Here is a 19,031-nt window from a genome sequence, read left to right on the forward strand (position 1 = left end):
CCATTAGCGCCGATGGTACTACACTCGTGGGAGAGTAGGTCGCCGCCTTTTTTAAACCCTTCACAACACTGTGAAGGGTTTTTTGTTTTTATTCCCTTTTTAATAATATTTAAGATTTTATATAGTTGATCTTTATTAAATCTATAGAGGCTATTTATTTATCAATAGTTCTATTTTAACAAAAAATAATTTAGACATTTGATTTTAGAAATAACCAAAATAAATTACTAAATTTATAAGATCTTTATTGAAAATGCAATCGATTGTATTTTTGGTGAACTAAAAATTATATAAAAAGTTTGTCAAGTATAGTTGTAAAGACTATAATTACTTTAGCATAAATTAACTCAACTAGAACATGAACACACCATTCATTCACGATAATTTTTTATTAGAATCTAAATATGCCGAAGAGCTCTATCATGAGTATTCTAAAAACCAACCAATAATAGATTATCATAACCATTTGCCACCGAAAGAAATTTTAGAAGACACGGTATACTGTAATTTAACTAAAGTTTGGATTAATGGAGACCATTACAAGTGGCGCGCTATGAGAACTCTTGGAATTAAAGAAGAGTTTATTACAGGCAATGCTTCCGATAGGGAAAAATTTATGCAATGGGCAAAAACAGTGCCTTATGCCATGCGAAATCCATTATATCACTGGACACATCTAGAATTGGCTCGATATTTTGATATTAACGATTTACTAAACGAAAAATCTGCGAATCATATTTACGAGGAAACCTCTAATATGTTAGGTAGCTCAAATTATAGTTGTCGTAACTTACTTCGTAAAGGAAATGTAGAACTTGTTTGTACCACAGAAGACCCAACAGATACTTTAAAGTATCATAAAGCATTAACAAAAAGCGATTTCGAAATTAAAGTAAGTACCGCTTTTAGACCAGACAAAGCTATGCTAATTGAAGCCGATTCTTTTATTAGTTATTTAAAAGAACTTGGTGAAGTCGCAGGCATAGAAATTTATTCTTATAAAGCCTTAAAAGAGGCCTTAAAAAGCAGAATAGAATATTTTAATGCCTATGGTTGTAAATTATGCGATCACGGCTTAAATCAAATGCCTTTTAAAAGTTATACAGAAACAGAAATACATATTATTTTCAATAAAAAGCTAAAAGCCGAAACATTACTACCACAAGAAATTTTAAAGTTTAAAACGGCAATTTTAATGTTTTTGTGTGAAACCTATCACGAGTATGGTTGGGTGCAACAATTTCATTTAGGGCCTTTACGCAACAATAATAAACGCATGCATAACCAACTAGGTCCAGATACAGGTTGGGATTCTATAGGCGATTATTCGCAAGCTGAAAGTCTGTCGGCATTTTTAAATACTTTAGATAGTAAAAACAAATTATGTAAAACCATACTTTATAACTTAAACCCTGCAGATAACGAAGTTATGGCTACCATGATTGGTAATTTTAACGATGGAAGTATAAAAGGAAAAGTACAATGGGGCTCTGGTTGGTGGTTTTTAGACCAAAAAGATGGTATGACAAAACAATTAAACACCTTATCGAATATGAGTTTAGTTAGTTGTTTTATTGGTATGCTAACCGACTCTAGAAGCTTTTTATCGTTTCCAAGACATGAATATTTCAGACGAGTTTTATGCAATTTAATAGGCGATGAAATTAAACGAGGCGAATTACCTAAAGAAGAAATACAATGGATAGGAAAAATAGTAGCAGATATAAGCTACTTTAATGCTAAAAATTATTTCGATTTTTAATGACTATAAAACCAAACCACACTAAACTAAAACAAGATTATAATGCAAAAACTACTAATTTTTTTGATTGCTTTTTCCGTGTTAACGGGATGCAATCAATTAAGTGATACCCGAACCATTAAACTCGCACATGGACTCGATGTAAACCATTCGGTACATAAAGCTATGGTGAAAATGAGCGAAGATTTAGCCCAAATTTCTGGAGGCAAAATGCAAATTAAAATTTACCCTAGCCAGCAACTAGGTACTGAACGTGAATGTATTGAGTTGTTGCAAATAGGAAGCCTTGATATGACTAAAGTTTCGGTGGGTGTAATGGAAAATTTTGCGCCGAGAATGAAAGTTTTTGGGTTACCTTTTTTATTTCGAGATAAAGCACATGTATATCAAGTTCTAGATGGGCCAGTAGGTCAAGATCTGTTAGACGAAGGCTCAAAATATTGGTTAAAAGGATTGGCTTACTACGATGCCGGAAGCCGTAGTTTTTACACCAAAGAAAAACCAGTAAACAATCCAGACGATTTAAAAGGATTAAAAATCCGTGTTATGGAAAGTGTTACCGCAATGAATATGGTAAACAGTTTAGGAGGTTCGGCAACACCAATTTCTTGGGGAGAATTATACACATCGTTGCAGCAAGGTGTTGTTGATGGTGCAGAAAACAATCCGCCAAGTTTTTATTTGTCTAGACACTACGAAGTGTGTAAATATTACACTTTAGATGAGCATACTGTATTGCCAGATGTTTTAATAATAGGAACACATATTTGGGATGATTTAAACGATAAAGAAAAAAAATGGCTCCAAACTGCGGTTAATAACTCAGTAGTTTACCAAAGAAAATTATGGCACGAAGCCGAACAAGAAGCACTAAACGAAGTGCAAAAGGCTGGTGTAGAAATTATATATCCAGACAAAACATTGTTCTCTAATAAAGTAGAAGATGTTTACACCACTGTTAAAAAGGATAAAGACATTTATAGTCTTGTACAACGTATCAAAAACACTAAATAAGATGGAATTAAGAAGTAAAATAGACAAAATTTTAGGCAATGCCTTGATTATCATAATGGGGGTGATGGTTATAAATGTACTTTGGCAAGTTTTTACCAGATTTGTTATGGGTACACCAAGTTCGTTTACCGACGAGCTAGCACGTTATTTAATGATTTGGTTAGGAATTCTTGGAGCAGCTTATGTGTCTGGTCGTAATATGCACGTTGCAATCGATGTGTTACCCTTACGCTCCAGCAGTAAAACCCAAAAGAGAATAAAGCTTTTAGTTTATGTTTTAATAATTTTATTTGCCTTATTAGCAATGGTTATTGGCGGATCGCGATTGGTTTATATCACGTATATCCTCGATCAATTCTCACCGGCTTTACAATTACCTTTGGCTGTAGTCTATGCTGCTATTCCGTTAAGTGGTTTGTTAATTATTTATTACAAAGTTTCAGACATTAAAAACATTTTATAGCCATGGAATATATACCAATTATTGTTTTAGTATTAAGTTTTGTTGGGTTATTGGCTATAGGAATGCCAGTGGCTTGGAGTATTGCCATTTCATCAGTATTAACTATGTTAGCTAGTATTCCTGCTTTACCAGCATTTACAACCATATCGCAACGTATGGGTACAGGTTTAGATAGTTTTTCTTTACTAGCAATACCCTTTTTTGTGCTCTCGGGCCAACTCATGAATAAAGGCGGAATAGCTCATAGATTAATAGCCTTTGCTAAATCTCTTGTAGGTTCGTTACCTGGAGGTCTAGCACTTATAAATGTTATTGGGGCTATGTTAATGGGGGCTATTGCGGGTTCTGCAATGGCGTCGGCATCTGCTATGGGAAGTATTTTAGGGCCGGAAATGGAAAAAGAAGGCTATTCCAAAGAGTTTGGTGCGGCGGTTAATATTACCTCGTCTACTACAGGGTTAATTATTCCGCCAAGTAATGTTTTAATCGTTTATTCTTTGGCCAGTGGTGGTGTATCTATCGCGGCATTATTTTTAGCGGGTTATATTCCTGGTATTTTAACAGGCTTATTTTTAATGCTTGTAGCCATGTTTTGGGCTAAAAAGAAGAAATATAAATTAGGTGAAAGAAGCTCGATAAAACAAGTGTTTAAAACATTTATTGATGCTGTGCCAAGTTTGTTTTTATTAGTTATAGTAATTGGAGGTATTATTACAGGTGTTTTTACGGCAACCGAAGCTTCAGCTATAGCGGTATTATACACATTAGTTTTAGGGTTTGCTTATAAAGAAATTTCACTTAAATCCTTACCAGAAATTTTATTAGATTCTTCTGCAACAACAGCTATTGTAATGTTATTAATTGGTGCTTCAATGAGTATGTCTTGGGTTATGTCTTACGAAAATATTCCGCAAAACATTAGCTCACTTTTATTAGGTATTAGCGACAATAAAATCATCGTTTTACTTATTATAAATTTACTATTATTATTTGTAGGTATTTTTATGGATATAACGCCAGCGGTTCTCATATTTACACCAATATTTTTACCTGTGGTTACCAAGTTGGGTATGGATCCAATTCAATTTGGAATTATTATAGTGCTTAATTTATGTGTTGGGCTTTGTACACCACCAGTAGGTTCGGTGTTATTTGTTGGTGTTGGTGTGGCAAAAACAACGATTCAAAAGGTGATAAAACCTTTAATACCGTTGTTTCTAGCGATGATTTTTGCGATGTTTTTAGTAACTTATTTTCCGCAGTTAACTTTATGGTTACCTAAGTTATTCGGATTGTAAAATGCTATTTTAAATAAGAATACATTTTTTGTAAGAAACAACAATATAACCGACTTAAGTTTTTAAGTCAGTTTTTTAATATAAATAATATGTTCAAAAATTTAACCAATAAAGGTCTTGCGGTAGCATTATTACAGTTATCATTCGGAATTAATTACTTTTTCCATGGTGTTGTTAGGTTGCCCAAGCTTAGTAAATTTGTAGCAGGAATGCAGGCTGGTTTTTCTGAAACATTGTTGCCAGAACTATTTGTTACACCATTGGCTTACATAATTCCGTTTGCCGAAATAGCTATTGGTGCCTTATTAATAATTAATAAGTTTGCAAAACAAACGATTATTGCGGCTTTTGTTTTAATGAATATTTTAGTAGTTGGCTCTTGTTTTGCAGAAAATTGGGCTAATGTTGGGCTTCAAACGACTTATATTGGATTTTTATTTTTATTGCTTTTCTTTTTAAGTGAAAAAGAAGCCTAATTTTAATTCATTCTATATTTTTCACGGTATGCTTTTGGGCTAATTCCAGCCTTCTTTTTAAATAATCTTGAAAAGTACGGCGGATATTCAAAGCCTAATTCAAAAGCGACTTCAGATATGGTTTTACTTGGATTTAGCAACATATTCTTAGCTTCATCAATTAAGTAAAGTTGTAAATGTTCGGTGGAAGTTTTTCCGGTTTCCTTTTTAAGCGTATCGCTTAAATAACGCTGTGAAACCGATAGTTTGTGCGCGATTTGTTCTATACTCGGAATACCGTTTTCTTGAATTTCACCCGAATCAAAATAAATAGATAATTGCTTATTAAACTGTTCTAGTAAGTCGTTTGATAGTTCTTTGCGGTTTAAAAATTGCCTTTCGTAAAAGCGATTAGCATATTTTAATAGCGTGCTTAACTGCGAAATAATAATGTCCTTACTAAATTCGTCTTGATTGTTTTGGTATTCAATATCAATATTTTCTACAATAGATTCTATTTGTTTTTCTTCCTTTGGTGACAAATGAAGCGCTTCGTTTGCAGCGTAAGAAAAGAAACTATATTTTTTAATTTGATGTGCTAATTCTGTGCCTTTTAAAAAATCTTCATGAAAATTTATTGAAAACCCTTTTTGGTTGTAAACTACACTGTCGTCCCATTGCATCACTTGCCTTGGTGCAATAAAAATTAAAGCACCGTTGGTAAAATCGTATTTGGTTCGGCCATAATTTAAATCGCCTTTTATAATTTTTTTTAAACTAATGGAATAGCAATCGTTGGTAATGGGGGGCGAACTTTCTTTTGGGCAAGGTAAAAAACCATCGCCCGATGCTGTAAACACACTAAACATAGGATGTTCTGGTCGTGGTAACTCCAGATAATCTAAATAAGCCGATAGTGTTTTAAAATGTTGCATATTAATTTTTAAGTTGGTTTTTAACGACGATTAATTGTTTATTATAAGCATCGATTCTGCCATGTGCGATGCCATCAATTAATAAAATAACTACAAGCATTGCAATAGTTGTAATCATACTTGCTCGCCAAATAGGCGTGTTTAAAAATATAATTAACAAGGCACATGTTGCTATAATTATTGGTATGGCAGTAAACACTATGTTTTTATACTCTTTTAATGTACTTTCGGCACGCTCAAGCTCTGCTTCAATAAAAGTAACAGCGTTGTTATTATAGGCTTTTTCAAATTGTTTTATTCTAGATTTGTTGGTGTAAAATAATCCAAGTCCAATTGTTAAAAGTAAGGCACCAGCAACTAAGGTTGGTATTATGTAAGCTTTAGCTATTTCGGTTTTTCCTAATTGCCAAAAACCAACACTTGAAATTAGAAATAAAATGGCGAAAATTATAAAAAATCGGGTTGAGAACACCTCGGCTTTAGCCCAATCGGTTGCTATTTTTAAAATATCCATAATTTAAGTTATTGGTTTATTCAAATTTAAACATTCCATTTTATTCCCACAGCATCCTCAGAAACCCTCCAAAGTTTTTGCATTACAGCTTTGTCTTTGGCGTGTGGTTCTAATTTGCACTCACCAACTGGTCCTGTCCAGTAATTTTTTCCTGTTGGCCCGTAAAACCCTGCTTGATCTAAATCGGGTTCTGTAGCACACATTAATTCTGGATACGCACCTTTTTCTGCCGATTGTACCATAGGTGTTAACTTCATAATTTGCCAAATAAAACGAGTTAATAAACTACCGCTGGTTTTAATTAACGATGTGCTTGAAGCTCCTGGGTGACAAGCATATGTTTTTACATTGGTTATTCCTGCTTGTTTTAATTTATCTTGTAGTTCATAAGCTGTCATTATTTGCGCTAATTTACTTTGACTGTAAACACCGTTTGGATTGTAGTTTTTATCCCAGTTTAAATCGTCGAACTGAATGGTTTTTATTCCTAAGTTATAACCCATACTTCCAACAGTTACAATGCGCCCATTTGAGGCTTCAATTCTAGGAAAAAGTAATGCCTGTAATAAAAAATTGCTATAATGGTTTACACCCATTTGGCTTTCTACACCATCAACCGTAAAGGTTTGTTTAGGCACTTGTGCAATGGCAGCATTTAGCATTAAGGCATCTATTTGTGGTACAGTTTTTAACACTTCTGAAGCGGCTTCTTTTACCGATGCTTGCGATGCTAAATCCATGCGAATATTAGTAACATTTATAGTATTACCAAGTTCTTTTTTTAATGTAGCTATTGTGGCTTCTGCTTTTTGTAAATTACGGTTAAGCATCACTACTTTTGCGCCTTTAGAGAGTAATATTTTTGCAGCTTCAAAACCGGTACCGCTGGTTGTACCTGTTATAACAAATGTTTTTCCGTTTAAGTCTTTTATTCTTTCGGGTGTCCACCCTTTTTTTCCAAATTTAGTTGTACTCATCACCTAATTTTTTTAATGATTTAAATAATAGGACAAAGGTAACCTTGGAGCAGACGTTGCGACTTACACAATTTTTCGAATTATGTATACTTTTTGGTTGTAGTGGCTATTTTACAATGAATTGTGATTTATAAAGCTGTGTGTTTTAGTAGCAATCACTTTTAATTTGCTGCTTATTTTGGTAGTAACTTAAAGGTTTGTTGTTGAATTTTGTAACAATATCTTCTAGCACAGTCAAAACACTTTTGTACATGGCAAGCGAGCCACAAACCATAATAATGCCATTGCCATATAATGTTTTTGCAATAGATTCAGAATCATTTAAAAGAAGATCTTGAACGTATTGTTTCTCATTTTCGCGAGATAATGCCAAGTTAAATGTGCTTAATTTTTCAGATGAAATAAATCCATCAATTTCATTTTTATAAAGATGAAATGAAGCCTCGGTGCGCAAGCCTAAATACAAATGCGTTGCTGTATTATTATTTTGATTAAGCATGCCTAAAAAAGGAGCAACTCCGGTACCGTTTGCAATCATTATAACTTTGGAAGCGTTTTTAGGAAAATGAAAGGCTGAATTTTTAACCAAACGCGCTTTTATTTTTTCGTTTACTTCTGAAGCAAACAAAAACCCAGAGCCTAAACCGTTTTTATGAAGTTTTACACTTAATTGAATGTTGCCATTTACTTTTCCAATAGAGTACAACCGTTCGCGATGATCGTTTTTTGGGTAAATAGCAAGTAAATCGCCAGAAGTGAACTTATGATGTTTTTTGGGTTTAAAAGTGAGTAAAAAAGTATCGTCGGTATTTGTTTTGGTTTTACTTAAAACCGTTATTTTTTTAAGTTGTTTGGGTTTTGTAGTTAAAGCTTGTTCTGCAATTTTAACAGGAACACCGGAAGCTTCACTCCATTGCGAGGTCCATTGGTTAAAAGCTTCAACCGATTTATCGTTAATGGTAAAAATAGGTAATAGTTGTTGGTGTTTTTGCTGAAGTGTTTTATCAACATCTATGGCAAATTTGCAAAAATCTGGATAAGCCAAAGAGCCAAAACCAACTACCGAAAATTTTAAATCGTCTTTTATGTTTTCAGTTTTAAACTTTTTAAAGAATTGATTCGCGTTTGTTGGCGCTTCACCTTGGCCATAAGTTGCGGTTATTATTACCATTTGTTTGGCTTCGGGGAAATTTGTGAAGTTATTCATTTCGGTAATAAATGCTTTTTCACCTTTAGAAATTAGTGCTTTGTAAAAAGCGTTAGCAAAAGTAAAAGTACTTCCGTTTTCCGAGCCAACAAGAATTATAATGTCAGCCTTATCGGATTTATATTTATTTTTTATACGCGTTTTTCGTCGGTTTAAAGTCATCGCGAAGCCCGAATAAATAAAAAACAGAATGTTTATTGAGGCAATAATTAAAACAACCGACCATAAAATGCTGCCTTTTCCGGTGTGCAAATTTAAACTTAGGTTGGTAAAAATATTAACTAACGGCGCTTTAGTTTCACTTAAAACAGTACCAGTAATTTGATTTATAAGAAGCTCTTTAGTTTTAAGTGTTAGCGTAAAATAATCTTCAACATCTGGAGAAAAAGGAAATTCTATAGCTTTTACTTCGGAAAGTGGCGTGTTTTTAAACGCTTCAATTTCAGTAAGTTCAACTTTTGGTGTTTCAGAAATAGCGTCAAAATCAATTGCGTGTTCCGTTTTGTTTTCTGGAAGTAATTGAAACTTGTCGAGCGATAAATACACACCAGTTGCTGTGATAATTAAAATAGGAATTAGCAAAAAACGTCCTAAAACCACATGCCAATATTGGTTGAAATTATCGTTTACAATTTTGGCAAAAAACTGCTTAATACCACGTTGGCGTTTTAAAATTAAAACGGTTCCTGTAATGGCAATTAAAAACAATAAAAAGGAGCAAAGCCCAACAAAAAAACGACCAATACTTTTTAAAAATAACGAACGGTGTAAACTGGTTACCCATTGAAAAAACTTTGAAGGTTTAATTTCTTCGCCTAAAAATTGAGCGGTTTTTGGGTTAAAATAACCTTCTAAATTATCGCCATCTTCTGTAAAAACCGATGCAATAACAAAATCGTTATCATCAACTTTTATATCGATAATTTCCGGATAAGTTGCTTTAAAAACCGCAATGGTTTCAGCAACTGTAATGTTGTTAAGGTTTTCGGTGTTGTAGGGTTGAAGTTGTTCTGAAATAGGTTGAAACCCTAGAATTATCCCGGTTACCGAAGCAAGTATTATAAAAACAAAAGAAGATACAGCCAAGGCTAAATGGCTGTATCTCCAAATGGAAATGGTCATATCTTAATGTTTTAAGACTTATTTTTTGCGTTTGAAGCGATTATTAAGGCTTCAAACGTTATAACGATTTAATTAGGCATCATTCGAATGTAACGAATAAAGCCTTTGCCTTCGTGTTTTGCTTTAATGTTTGCCGAAGTTAGCTCGAATTGAACATCTTCAACAATGTATTCATCATCTTCAACTGCAGTTTCAAAACGAATGCTATATCCAGCATCAATTTTAGAATCTTCAATATTTATAACTTCAATAGCACGCTCGCCACCAGCAATAGTTTCACCAGTAATAGCATCGATATTATTACGTTTTTTTCCGTAGAATTTCCACCATTCTTCAACGGTGTTAAACCATTCATCATCATCACCTTTTACATATAAGGTTTCGTCGTATTCGCCTTCTGGATTAATAAGCGAAATAACTACGTAAGCACCATGACCAGTATAATTTGTCATTTGAATCATGCACTTGTATTTTGTAGATTCTGATGTTGTAAAAGCGACTAAGCTTAGCAATATTACACTTAAAAGCGTTATATATTTTAATTTCATATTCGTGTATTTTTAAGATCCTGAAACGCGCTCAGGATGACTATATTTTAGTTACTTTAAAAAGTCTACAGAAACGTTATTCGCTTTAAGTAGTTCGTTTTCTTGAGCTAAATCGAATGCTGTTTCTTCAAAATCGGTAGTAGCAGTTTTGTTTGCTCCGTTTTTAATTAAATATTTTAAAATTTTATCGTCTTTAGCTTTCATAGCAGCTAAAAGTAAAGCCGTGTTACCTTCACTGTTTTTAGCGTTTATATCTTGATTAAATTCTGAAGCTAATTTAAGTAACTTAAAACTATTTTTTTCGATAGCAAAATGGTACCAAGTGTTACCATTTTTTTGAGGAGTACTTAAGTTGTAACCTAATGTTTTTAAGGTTTCTAGTTTTTCAGTGAAATCTTTTTCAGAACGTTTTGAGTAGTTACTAACTAAATAATATGAAAGGTTATTTCCTTTATTATCGGTAGCATTTAAATCGGCCTTGTTTTCAGCTAAAAAAGTAACCACATCAGCTTTATTAGATTGTACAGCAAGCATTAGTGCTGTTTCGCCGTTGTTGTTTTTTAAGTTGATATCTTTTACGTTTTTATAAATCGCTTTAACAACACTTAAATCGTTTCTGGTAACTGCATTTAAAAATGGTGTATTACCATGTTTGTCTGTAGCGTTAACACTTAAACCTTTACCTATTAAATAATTTATAACGTTTACATCTTTGCTACGAGCTGCTGCAATGTGTAAAGGAGTTTCGTTGTCGTGGTTTGTAGTATTTGGGTTTAAACCTTGAGCTTCTAAATATTTAAAAACATTAACGTCGTTAAAAGAGCGTCTTTGTCCCATAGCAGCAAAAGTAAAAGCTTGGTCGTTACCTTTTATTCCTTTAGTAACAAGTTTATCTAAAAGTTTGGTATTACCAGTTCTTGCTACATAGTTAAACGCACCGTTTCCGTTAGCATCAACATCAGAAAGACTTAAACCTTTTGAAGTGAAGTACTCGGTAAGCTTAAAATCTTCATCTTTAGTAATAGCTAATAATAGGGCATTTGCCCCATCGTGATTAACATCTTCTTTTAAATTTGCGCCTTTTGCTATAAGTAAATCATAAACTTTTGTGTTTGTTACACCAGCGTTTGCTGCAAAATTTAAAGGTGTATAGTCGTGATCGTCTCTAATATCGGTTTTTGCTCCGTTTTCAAGCAAGTAGCTCATAAATTTATCGTTACCACTGTAGGCTGCCCAAAATAAATAGGTTCTGCCATCGTGTGTTAGTTTATTAATGCCATTGCCTTCTTGCTGTTGCATAAACACCAATGTTTCGTAAGGTGCTTTTTGTAAAATAGCATAAACTAAACCATCAAAATGGGCTTGGTTGGCTTCTGTAGGATTATTGCCTTCAGCTATTTTAGTTTTTACTGTTTTTATGGTTGGTTTTGTATCCCAAAATTCGCGTTTTAAAAATATGTTGTCCTGCGAAAAGCTTTGTACAGTTACTAAAAGTAGTAAAGCTAAAAGTGATAGTGATTTTTTCATCTTATTTTTTTACAAATGATTCTATTATTGGATTAATTGTTTCTGCGGAGTTGTAGTTTTCGGCATCGAATAAATATTTATACAATACTTTGTTGTCTACTTTTTCTTCAAGTATTAAATCGGTATTTCTTGAAAATACATCGTCCCATTTGGCACGAACTATTGCCCATTTAGCTTGGTTTTCTTTCCAGTAGTCTTGAGCTGCTTTACACTTGGTATCATCGACTTTTACATAAGTGTTAAAGCCTTTTTCCTGTGCAATAATTACGTCTGGTTTTCCGTCTTCACGAATTACTTTATCGTTGTCTTGGTCGTGAATCCATCCGTTTGCAACAATTTCGTGTCGGTTTCTTCTGGTAGTTACGTTATAATCACTTCGTTTTGTGTATTCACGACGTGGTAATGGAGCCGATGTTTCGTTTTCCCAATAACTTTTTCCATCAACATGAACCCAGGTTGAAGAACCTTCGTAGCGCGGGCTATCATCAACTTGAAATACTTTTTGAGTCCACTGACCTTTCACGTCATTTTTAGAAAGTTGTACAAAATCCCATTTGTTATCGTGGTTGTACTGGTATAAATTGGTGTTTTGGTATTCCCAATCTTGTCTCCAGTGTTTTACAATATAAGGTTGTGTTGGCGGGCCAACAATTAATAAATGTTGCATAGATATTTTATTATCTTCATCTTCAACAAGTTGCACCCATTCTAAACCTTTATCATGTTTGGTTTTAGATGCTATGTAGGTTGAATCTTCAACATACTCGAAAGTTTCAGCAAAATTAAAATTTACTTCATAACAACCACACATGCTTTTAATAGCATCTTGATCTTGTTTTTTCTTGTTTTGAGCTATTACCGTAGAAACAGATAATAGTGTTAAAGTTAAAATAACTATTTTTTTCATTTTATTTAGATTGGTTTTAAATAACATTTATATATTTGTGACAAATTTAAATAGAATGAGTCTAAATAAAAATAAAATTATAATTTATTTTTTAACTTTTGTAAGTTATTTTGCTGTAGCTCAAAATGAAAAAACAAAAGTAACAGATTCTTTACCAGAAGCTTTAGAAGAAGTTATGGTAACGGCCACTCGAACGGTTAGGCAATTATCTTCGGTTCCTTTACCTGCACAAATTGTATCGAAAGTAGATATTATTCAATCTAACTCCATTAGGTTAAGCGATATTTTAAACGAACAAACCGGATTAATTACCGTTCCAGATTTTGGTGGAGGAGAGGGCATTCAACTTCAAGGTTTAGATTCTCAATACACTTTAATTTTGGTTGATGGTGTACCGCTAATTGGCCGTTCTGCTGGAACTTTAGATATTTCTAGACTTACTGTTGGCAACATAAAACAGATTGAAATTGTAAAAGGTGCATCGTCTAGTTTATATGGTAGCGATGCACTTGGTGGTGTTATTAACATAATTACAGAAAACCCTAAACCAGGTTTTAAAACCGACTTAAATTACAGGTTGGGCGCTTTTAATACAAACGATTTAAGTTCTTCAATTAGCTATTCTAAGAAAAAATTGGCAACTAGTTTTTTTGCAAATAGATACAGTAGTTCTGGGTACGATTTCGACGAAACAGATGCTTTAAATACCGTAGAACCTTTTGTTAATTATACTTTAAACGGAAAAGTAAATTATCAATTTAACGATAAAACATCGTTAACTACTTCTGGACGTTATTATTATCAAAATCAAGATTATGTCGCTGCTGAAACTATTGCCGGAGAAAGCAAAATTAATGAGTGGAATACACATGTAAAACTAAATCATGATTACAATAATAAATGGAGTAGTTACTTCGAGTTTTATGCTTCAAGATATAAAGCCGAAGAATATTTAAATAATAATGATGGTAGCTTATACAGCAATAGTTATTACAATCATTTTTTAGTTCGCCCCGAAATTAGGGCTAATTTTAAACCAACAGCAAAAACAACTTTTACAGGTGGTTTAGGGTTTAGCCATGAAACTTTAGATAGAACTTATTTTACAAGTACCCCAATTTTTAATTCGCCTTACGTGTATTTACAATATGATGGTTATTTAAATGAAAACCTAAATGTAATTCTTGGTGCTCGTTTCGATAGTCATAATAAATACAAATCTCAATTTAGTCCTAAAGCTGCTTTACGTTATGAAATTAATTCAAAACTGGCGGTAAAAGGTTCTCTAGGTTATGGTTATAAAGCGCCAGATTTTAGGCAACTGTATTTCGATTTTACAAACTCAACCGTGGGTTATACGGTTTTAGGATATAACACAGTAACTACAAAAATTCCAGAATTAGAGGAACAAGGAGAAATAGAAAATATTATAGTTCCAATTTCAAATTACGACGATGCGCTTTATCCAGAAAGTTCAATAAGTATAAATTTTGGTGTAGATTATAAGATTGCTTCTTCTTTAAAATTATCTGTAAACATCTTCAGAAATTTAATAGAAAATTTAATAAACACCCAAGTTATAGCAACAAAAACCAACGGCCAAAACGTGTTTAGTTATTATAATGTAAACCAAGTTTACACACAAGGTGCCGAGTTTAATGCATACTGGAAACCTAACAATAACTTAAAAATTTCAGGAGGTTACCAATTGCTTTATGCAAAAGATAAAGAAGCCGAAGAAGCATTTAAGAATGATGAGGTTTTTGCTAGAAACGAAAGCGGATCTTCTTTTCAACTACAAGAGTCAGATTATTTTGGGCTGTATAACCAATCTAGACATATGGCGAACCTAAAAGTGTTCTATAATATTCCGAAAATAAATTTAGATGCAAATCTTAGAGCGACTTACCGAAGTAAATATGCTTTATACGACAGTAACGATAATACTTATTTAGATGATTACGATGATTTTGTATCGGGTTATTCGGTTATAGATGTCGCGGTAAATAAAACTTTTTATAAAAATTACACGGTTGGTATTGGTGCAGATAACCTTTTTAATTTCACCGATACTCAAAATATAACCAATATACCAGGACGCATTTTATACGGGAAAATCAACATTAAATTTTAATATATCTTATGAAAACAATTAAATATTTATCACTTTTAGCTTTATTTATAGGGTTTACATCTTGTAGTACAGATGATGAAAATTCTGAACCAGAATTATTAGACACAGAAACTGCTACAGTAAGTAATTTAGCTGCAGTACAAACGGCAGATTACACTACAACACCAGCAACCATTACAGGCGATTATACTCGTTTTTCTTTTGAAAGCGGAAGCATTGTAACAGACGATAGTTGGGATTTAGCCTTTCGTGGCACAACCATTATTGTAAATGGAGGAACTGCAGTTTCAGATGATGAGCCTGAACGAACTGGAACGGCAGGAGCTTACATTGCAACCGGAACTTTAGATGGTATTACAGAGGTAGATACCTCGTTATTTGTTAGCGATAGCGAAACCGATGGCTTAGCTATAACCACTGGTTCTGGCAATGGTTGGTATAGTTACGATTACTCCACACACATTATATCACCAATTGCAGGTAAAATAATTGTAGTAAAAACAAGCAGTAACACTTATGCAAAAGTTGAAATTTTAAGTTATTATTTAGATAGCGATACCTCTAGCGATTCGCAGTATTACACGTTTAACTATGTGTATCAACCAAACGAGGGAGAAACTATGTTTTAATTATTTAAATTTGAATTAGTTTTTTTGTAAAGCCCTTCACATAATTTTGTTAAGGGTTTTCTTTTTTCGTCCAATCAAAAAAGTTATTTTGTAAATTGCGGCACTTAAATTCGGGTATTTATGGTTACACTAAAGCAATTGGCAAAAGAATTAAACGTTTCGATCTCCACGGTTTCTAAAGCATTAAACAACAGTGAAGAAATTGGAGAGGCAACAATAAAGCGTGTAAAAGAACTTGCTGAATTGTATAACTATAAACCCAATAAAGTTGCATTAAGTTTAAAACAAAATAAAACAAAAACCATAGGTGTAATTATTCCTAATATTTTAAATAGGTTTTTGGCAAAAGTGCTTTTTGGTATAGAGCGGGAAGCGAATAAACATGGCTACAATATCATTACGTGTATTTCTAACGAATCTTTAAAAAAAGAAAAAGAAGGCTTACAACTTTTAGCTAGTGGAAGTGTTGATGGTTTTATTTTATCTGTAGCCGAAGAAACTCAAATAACAAACGAAGTAGAGCATTTTAAAAAAACCATTAATCAAGGTTTACCTATTGTAATGTTTGATAGAGTAGCTCACGATGTTATGTGCGATAAAGTTATTGTTGATGATTTTGATGCTACCTATAACGCAACACAACTTTTATTTGGAGAAAACCGAAAAAAAATTGCATTTATAAGTTGTATAAACGATTTAAGCGTTGGTAAACTTAGGGAGCGCGGTTACAACAAAGCAATTCTAGAACATAAAAACCAAGAGCCTTTAGTTTTAAAAATTAAGAAGAAAGACGACCATCAAAAGAAGATTAAATCATTTTTTAAAAAGAATCCAGGAATTGATGCTGTTTTGGCTGCCGATAGTTCTTCAGGAATAATAGCTTTAAATACAGCCGTAAATTTAGGCTTAAAAGTTCCAAAAGATATTTCTGTAATAGCGTTTGCAAGTAAATCTGATTCCAACCATACTTTGCCACAACTTACTACTATTAGGCAACATGCAAAAACTATTGGAGAAACTGCAGCTCAATTACTTATACAGCGAATGCACAACACACCAGCAAGCGACGATGTTAAAACCAATATAATTAAAACTAGTTTGGTGAAAACTAAATCTATTTTGTAATCTTAATACTTCTCGTGTTGTTTTTTTGCTGATATACACCGATTATTAGTGTATTTTATCGAATATTTCAAAAATATATTAAACTATTATCTACTTTAAAGGAGTCATTAACAATTAAGTATGTAGTTTTACACCCTTAATTATTACTGATCTCAATTTTGCGAAAAAATATTCCCTTATCTTAAAACCTGAGCCTTATAAAGCTTTTAGTTTTAAAAATTAATTATTCCATTTATCAATTAATGCTAAGATGTTTTTATTAAAAACATTTTAAGCCTTAGTGTAAATAAATTAAATAGTTAACCCTTTAAAACTGAAATATATGAAAGCCTTAAAAACTACTTTATTATTAGCCTCTATTTTTTTAACATTAGCGTCTTGTACTAAACAAGATTTAGACGAAGGAGATGTATTAGAATCACCAGAAACAGAAGAAACACAACACACAGGAGGAAAAGGTCAAGATTAATTAAAATAAGATTTTACAATAAAAGGTCTTGCTATTTTTAGTAAGGCTTTTTTTATTTTAAAAATATAAATACATTTGATAGTAAATGAAATTTATATTGAAGTATTTTAAAATCATAATTTTCTTTATTGTTACTGTAAATGTATCTGTTGCACAAAATGATAATAGTTTAAAAAGAATAGATTCGGTAAAAACAATTTTAAAAACTTTAAAGCCTTCTGATTCTTTAAATATTGCCAAGCAAAATTATGTAGTTGGCGAATATTATAGAAAATTATTAAATACCGATAGTGCTTATGTTTATTTCCAAAAAGCAGAAAAGGTTTTTAAACAATATAATTTAAAATATGAAACTGCAATTACAATGTTTGGTATTGCAGTTTGCCAAACCTACGATAAAGATTATACTGGCAGTGAAACAACTTCATTTCAAGCGCTTGCCTTACTAGAAAGCCTAAATCCAATTAATAAAGTAAGGCAGTATAAGGCGTATATCTATAATAACTTAGGAATTCTTTTTGGTGAGTTAGAACAATTTGATGAAGCTATAAAATATCACAATATTGGGCTCGATTTAAAAAAAGGTTTAAAAGGAGATTATGTAAGAAGTATTGGTTTATCCGAAAATAATTTGGCCAATATATATATTACATTAGGCGATTATGATACAGCAATAAAACAATATGAAACCATATTAGCCAATAAAGAATTGTTAGATAGATATCCTGGTGTAAAGGTTCTAGCAATGGGTAATTACGCTCAAGCTTTAGATCTTGCAAATAAACATGATCGTTTACCAGGGTTATATTTAAAAGCTATAAAATTAAGCGATAGTATTAACGATACGTACGATGCTATTGTAATACACCAACGTTTAGCCGAATTTTATCATAAAAAAGGCATTATTGATTCTGCAAAATATTATGCCTATAAAGCTAAAAATCTATCAGAATTTTATAATAATGATGATATGCTTAAATCGTTGTTACTAGTTTCAAAAATAGAACATGGAGAAATTTCACGTAAATATTTATTAGAGTATATTGCTTTAAGTGATAGTCTATATAAAAGTGAACGTGAAAAGCGTGATAAATTTGCACGTATTAAGTTTGAAACAGAAGCTATAGAGAAAGAAAACATCGAAAAAGAAAAAGTAGTGAGGTTTCTTTTTTCATTATCCGTAATTATTTTAATAATTGCTGTTTTAATATATTTATTTCTTAAGCAACGCGAAAAAAATAAAGTATTACAATTTAAGCAGTCTCAACAAGAAAGCAACGAAGAAATTTATAACCTCATGTTAACTCAAAACTTAAATATTGAGGAAGCCAGAGCACAAGAAAAAAGACGTATATCACAAGAGCTTCATGATGGTATTTTGGGAAGATTATTTGGTACAAGATTAAGTTTAGATAGTTTAAATTTTAACACTGGAGACGAAGCAGTGCAAACGCGAAGTCAATATATAAGTGAATTAAAAAATATAGAAGAAGATATAAGAAAAGTATCTCATGAGTTAAACACCGATTTTGTTTCTGGGGGAGGTTTTAAAGATATTATACACAATTTAATTGAAAGTAAATCTGCAATATATAATTTAAAATATACGTTTAATCATTACACAGAAATAAATTGGGACAATGTTTCTAACAAAACCAAAATTCATATTTACAGAATAATTCAGGAATCTTTACACAACATATACAAACATGCTAACGCAACACAGGTCAATATTAGTTTTAATTTGAAAAAAGATGTAATTTGCATTACCATGGAAGATGATGGTGCCGGATTTGATGTTTCCAAAGTCAAATCAGGAATAGGATTAAAGAACATAAAGTCAAGAATACTTGAAATAAATGGTACAATAACAATTAATTCTAAAAAAAATAAAGGAACAAGTGTAACTTTAGAGGCTCCATTAATCTCTTAAAAAAACGAACTT

Annotated in this window: 17 protein-coding genes; 10 read left to right on the plus strand and 7 right to left on the minus strand. The window is 32.2% G+C overall.

The window, feature by feature from the left end; genetic code table 11:
- Window positions 1-358 precede the first annotated feature (358 nt).
- From uxaC to LG649_RS12910, 5 genes are all read left to right on the plus strand, one after another.
- On the plus strand, window positions 359-1,762 hold the full coding sequence (uxaC, locus tag LG649_RS12890) for a glucuronate isomerase (protein WP_226544233.1): 1,404 nt from the start codon (window positions 359-361) through the stop codon (window positions 1,760-1,762).
- A gap of 42 nt (window positions 1,763-1,804) precedes the next feature.
- On the plus strand, window positions 1,805-2,776 hold the full coding sequence (locus LG649_RS12895) for a TRAP transporter substrate-binding protein (RefSeq protein ID WP_226544234.1): 972 nt from the start codon (window positions 1,805-1,807) through the stop codon (window positions 2,774-2,776).
- 1 nt (window position 2,777) lies between these two features.
- On the plus strand, window positions 2,778-3,239 hold the full coding sequence (locus LG649_RS12900; RefSeq protein WP_226544235.1) for a TRAP transporter small permease: 462 nt from the start codon (window positions 2,778-2,780) through the stop codon (window positions 3,237-3,239).
- A 2-nt stretch (window positions 3,240-3,241) separates the two neighbouring features.
- Entirely contained in the window at window positions 3,242-4,537 is a 1,296-nt protein-coding gene (locus tag LG649_RS12905; RefSeq protein WP_226544236.1) for a TRAP transporter large permease, read from the plus strand.
- 89 nt (window positions 4,538-4,626) lie between these two features.
- Window positions 4,627-5,013, plus strand: a complete 387-nt coding sequence (locus LG649_RS12910) for a MauE/DoxX family redox-associated membrane protein (protein ID WP_226544237.1) — start codon at window positions 4,627-4,629, stop codon at window positions 5,011-5,013.
- A gap of 2 nt (window positions 5,014-5,015) precedes the next feature.
- On the opposite strand, the gene LG649_RS12915 is transcribed toward LG649_RS12910, so the two are convergent.
- The 7 genes from LG649_RS12915 to LG649_RS12945 form a co-directional block, all read right to left on the minus strand.
- Window positions 5,016-5,927, minus strand: coding sequence for a helix-turn-helix domain-containing protein (locus LG649_RS12915; RefSeq protein ID WP_226544238.1), 912 nt, complete (start codon window positions 5,925-5,927; stop codon window positions 5,016-5,018).
- Between the two features lies 1 nt (window position 5,928).
- Entirely contained in the window at window positions 5,929-6,441 is a 513-nt protein-coding gene (locus LG649_RS12920; protein WP_226544239.1) for a hypothetical protein, read from the minus strand.
- A 26-nt stretch (window positions 6,442-6,467) separates the two neighbouring features.
- Entirely contained in the window at window positions 6,468-7,418 is a 951-nt protein-coding gene (locus tag LG649_RS12925; RefSeq protein ID WP_226544240.1) for an SDR family oxidoreductase, read from the minus strand.
- A 145-nt stretch (window positions 7,419-7,563) separates the two neighbouring features.
- Window positions 7,564-9,747 (minus strand): PepSY domain-containing protein, encoded by a 2,184-nt coding sequence (locus LG649_RS12930; protein WP_226544241.1) that lies wholly within the window; start codon window positions 9,745-9,747, stop codon window positions 7,564-7,566.
- A gap of 68 nt (window positions 9,748-9,815) precedes the next feature.
- On the minus strand, window positions 9,816-10,295 hold the full coding sequence (locus LG649_RS12935) for a DUF2271 domain-containing protein (RefSeq protein ID WP_044630918.1): 480 nt from the start codon (window positions 10,293-10,295) through the stop codon (window positions 9,816-9,818).
- Between the two features lie 51 nt (window positions 10,296-10,346).
- Window positions 10,347-11,822, minus strand: coding sequence for an ankyrin repeat domain-containing protein (locus tag LG649_RS12940; protein ID WP_226544242.1), 1,476 nt, complete (start codon window positions 11,820-11,822; stop codon window positions 10,347-10,349).
- Between the two features lies 1 nt (window position 11,823).
- Window positions 11,824-12,729: a DUF6607 family protein gene (locus LG649_RS12945; RefSeq protein WP_044631269.1), complete on the minus strand. Its 906-nt coding sequence runs from the start codon at window positions 12,727-12,729 to the stop codon at window positions 11,824-11,826.
- Window positions 12,730-12,784: 55 nt separating this feature from the next.
- Here LG649_RS12945 and LG649_RS12950 point away from each other — a divergent pair, with 55 nt between their 5' ends.
- From LG649_RS12950 to LG649_RS12970, 5 genes are all read left to right on the plus strand, one after another.
- Entirely contained in the window at window positions 12,785-14,863 is a 2,079-nt protein-coding gene (locus tag LG649_RS12950; RefSeq protein WP_226544243.1) for a TonB-dependent receptor plug domain-containing protein, read from the plus strand.
- 8 nt (window positions 14,864-14,871) lie between these two features.
- Window positions 14,872-15,492, plus strand: a complete 621-nt coding sequence (locus LG649_RS12955; protein WP_226544244.1) for an HmuY family protein — start codon at window positions 14,872-14,874, stop codon at window positions 15,490-15,492.
- A 120-nt stretch (window positions 15,493-15,612) separates the two neighbouring features.
- The gene (locus tag LG649_RS12960; RefSeq protein ID WP_226544245.1) at window positions 15,613-16,617 is read left to right on the plus strand and encodes a LacI family DNA-binding transcriptional regulator; all 1,005 of its coding nucleotides are present in this window, start codon (window positions 15,613-15,615) and stop codon (window positions 16,615-16,617) included.
- A 322-nt stretch (window positions 16,618-16,939) separates the two neighbouring features.
- The gene (locus LG649_RS12965; protein WP_226544246.1) at window positions 16,940-17,086 is read left to right on the plus strand and encodes a hypothetical protein; all 147 of its coding nucleotides are present in this window, start codon (window positions 16,940-16,942) and stop codon (window positions 17,084-17,086) included.
- A gap of 85 nt (window positions 17,087-17,171) precedes the next feature.
- A complete protein-coding gene (locus tag LG649_RS12970; RefSeq protein WP_226544247.1) occupies window positions 17,172-19,019 on the plus strand; it encodes a tetratricopeptide repeat-containing sensor histidine kinase in 1,848 nt (615 codons plus the stop codon).
- Window positions 19,020-19,031: the final 12 nt, after the last annotated feature.

Origin of the sequence: Neotamlana laminarinivorans (assembly GCF_020523925.1) — a bacterium.
GTDB classification, from domain to species: Bacteria; Bacteroidota; Bacteroidia; order Flavobacteriales; family Flavobacteriaceae; genus Neotamlana; species Neotamlana laminarinivorans.

Bases quoted from the DNA above. Each gene is read 5' to 3' on its own strand.
- LG649_RS12895 (WP_226544234.1), top strand. From the start codon at position 1,805: ATGCAAAAACTACTAATTTTTTTGATTGCTTTTTCCGTGTTAACGGGA.
- LG649_RS12920 (WP_226544239.1), bottom strand. From the start codon at position 6,441: ATGGATATTTTAAAAATAGCAACCGATTGGGCTAAAGCCGAGGTGTTC.
- uxaC (WP_226544233.1), top strand. From the start codon at position 359: ATGAACACACCATTCATTCACGATAATTTTTTATTAGAATCTAAATAT.
- LG649_RS12930 (WP_226544241.1), bottom strand. From the start codon at position 9,747: ATGACCATTTCCATTTGGAGATACAGCCATTTAGCCTTGGCTGTATCT.
- LG649_RS12955 (WP_226544244.1), top strand. From the start codon at position 14,872: ATGAAAACAATTAAATATTTATCACTTTTAGCTTTATTTATAGGGTTT.
- LG649_RS12940 (WP_226544242.1), bottom strand. From the start codon at position 11,822: ATGAAAAAATCACTATCACTTTTAGCTTTACTACTTTTAGTAACTGTA.
- LG649_RS12925 (WP_226544240.1), bottom strand. From the start codon at position 7,418: ATGAGTACAACTAAATTTGGAAAAAAAGGGTGGACACCCGAAAGAATA.
- LG649_RS12950 (WP_226544243.1), top strand. From the start codon at position 12,785: ATGAGTCTAAATAAAAATAAAATTATAATTTATTTTTTAACTTTTGTA.
- LG649_RS12960 (WP_226544245.1), top strand. From the start codon at position 15,613: ATGGTTACACTAAAGCAATTGGCAAAAGAATTAAACGTTTCGATCTCC.
- LG649_RS12965 (WP_226544246.1), top strand. From the start codon at position 16,940: ATGAAAGCCTTAAAAACTACTTTATTATTAGCCTCTATTTTTTTAACA.
- LG649_RS12900 (WP_226544235.1), top strand. From the start codon at position 2,778: ATGGAATTAAGAAGTAAAATAGACAAAATTTTAGGCAATGCCTTGATT.
- LG649_RS12970 (WP_226544247.1), top strand. From the start codon at position 17,172: ATGAAATTTATATTGAAGTATTTTAAAATCATAATTTTCTTTATTGTT.
- LG649_RS12915 (WP_226544238.1), bottom strand. From the start codon at position 5,927: ATGCAACATTTTAAAACACTATCGGCTTATTTAGATTATCTGGAGTTA.
- LG649_RS12910 (WP_226544237.1), top strand. From the start codon at position 4,627: ATGTTCAAAAATTTAACCAATAAAGGTCTTGCGGTAGCATTATTACAG.
- LG649_RS12935 (WP_044630918.1), bottom strand. From the start codon at position 10,295: ATGAAATTAAAATATATAACGCTTTTAAGTGTAATATTGCTAAGCTTA.
- LG649_RS12945 (WP_044631269.1), bottom strand. From the start codon at position 12,729: ATGAAAAAAATAGTTATTTTAACTTTAACACTATTATCTGTTTCTACG.
- LG649_RS12905 (WP_226544236.1), top strand. From the start codon at position 3,242: ATGGAATATATACCAATTATTGTTTTAGTATTAAGTTTTGTTGGGTTA.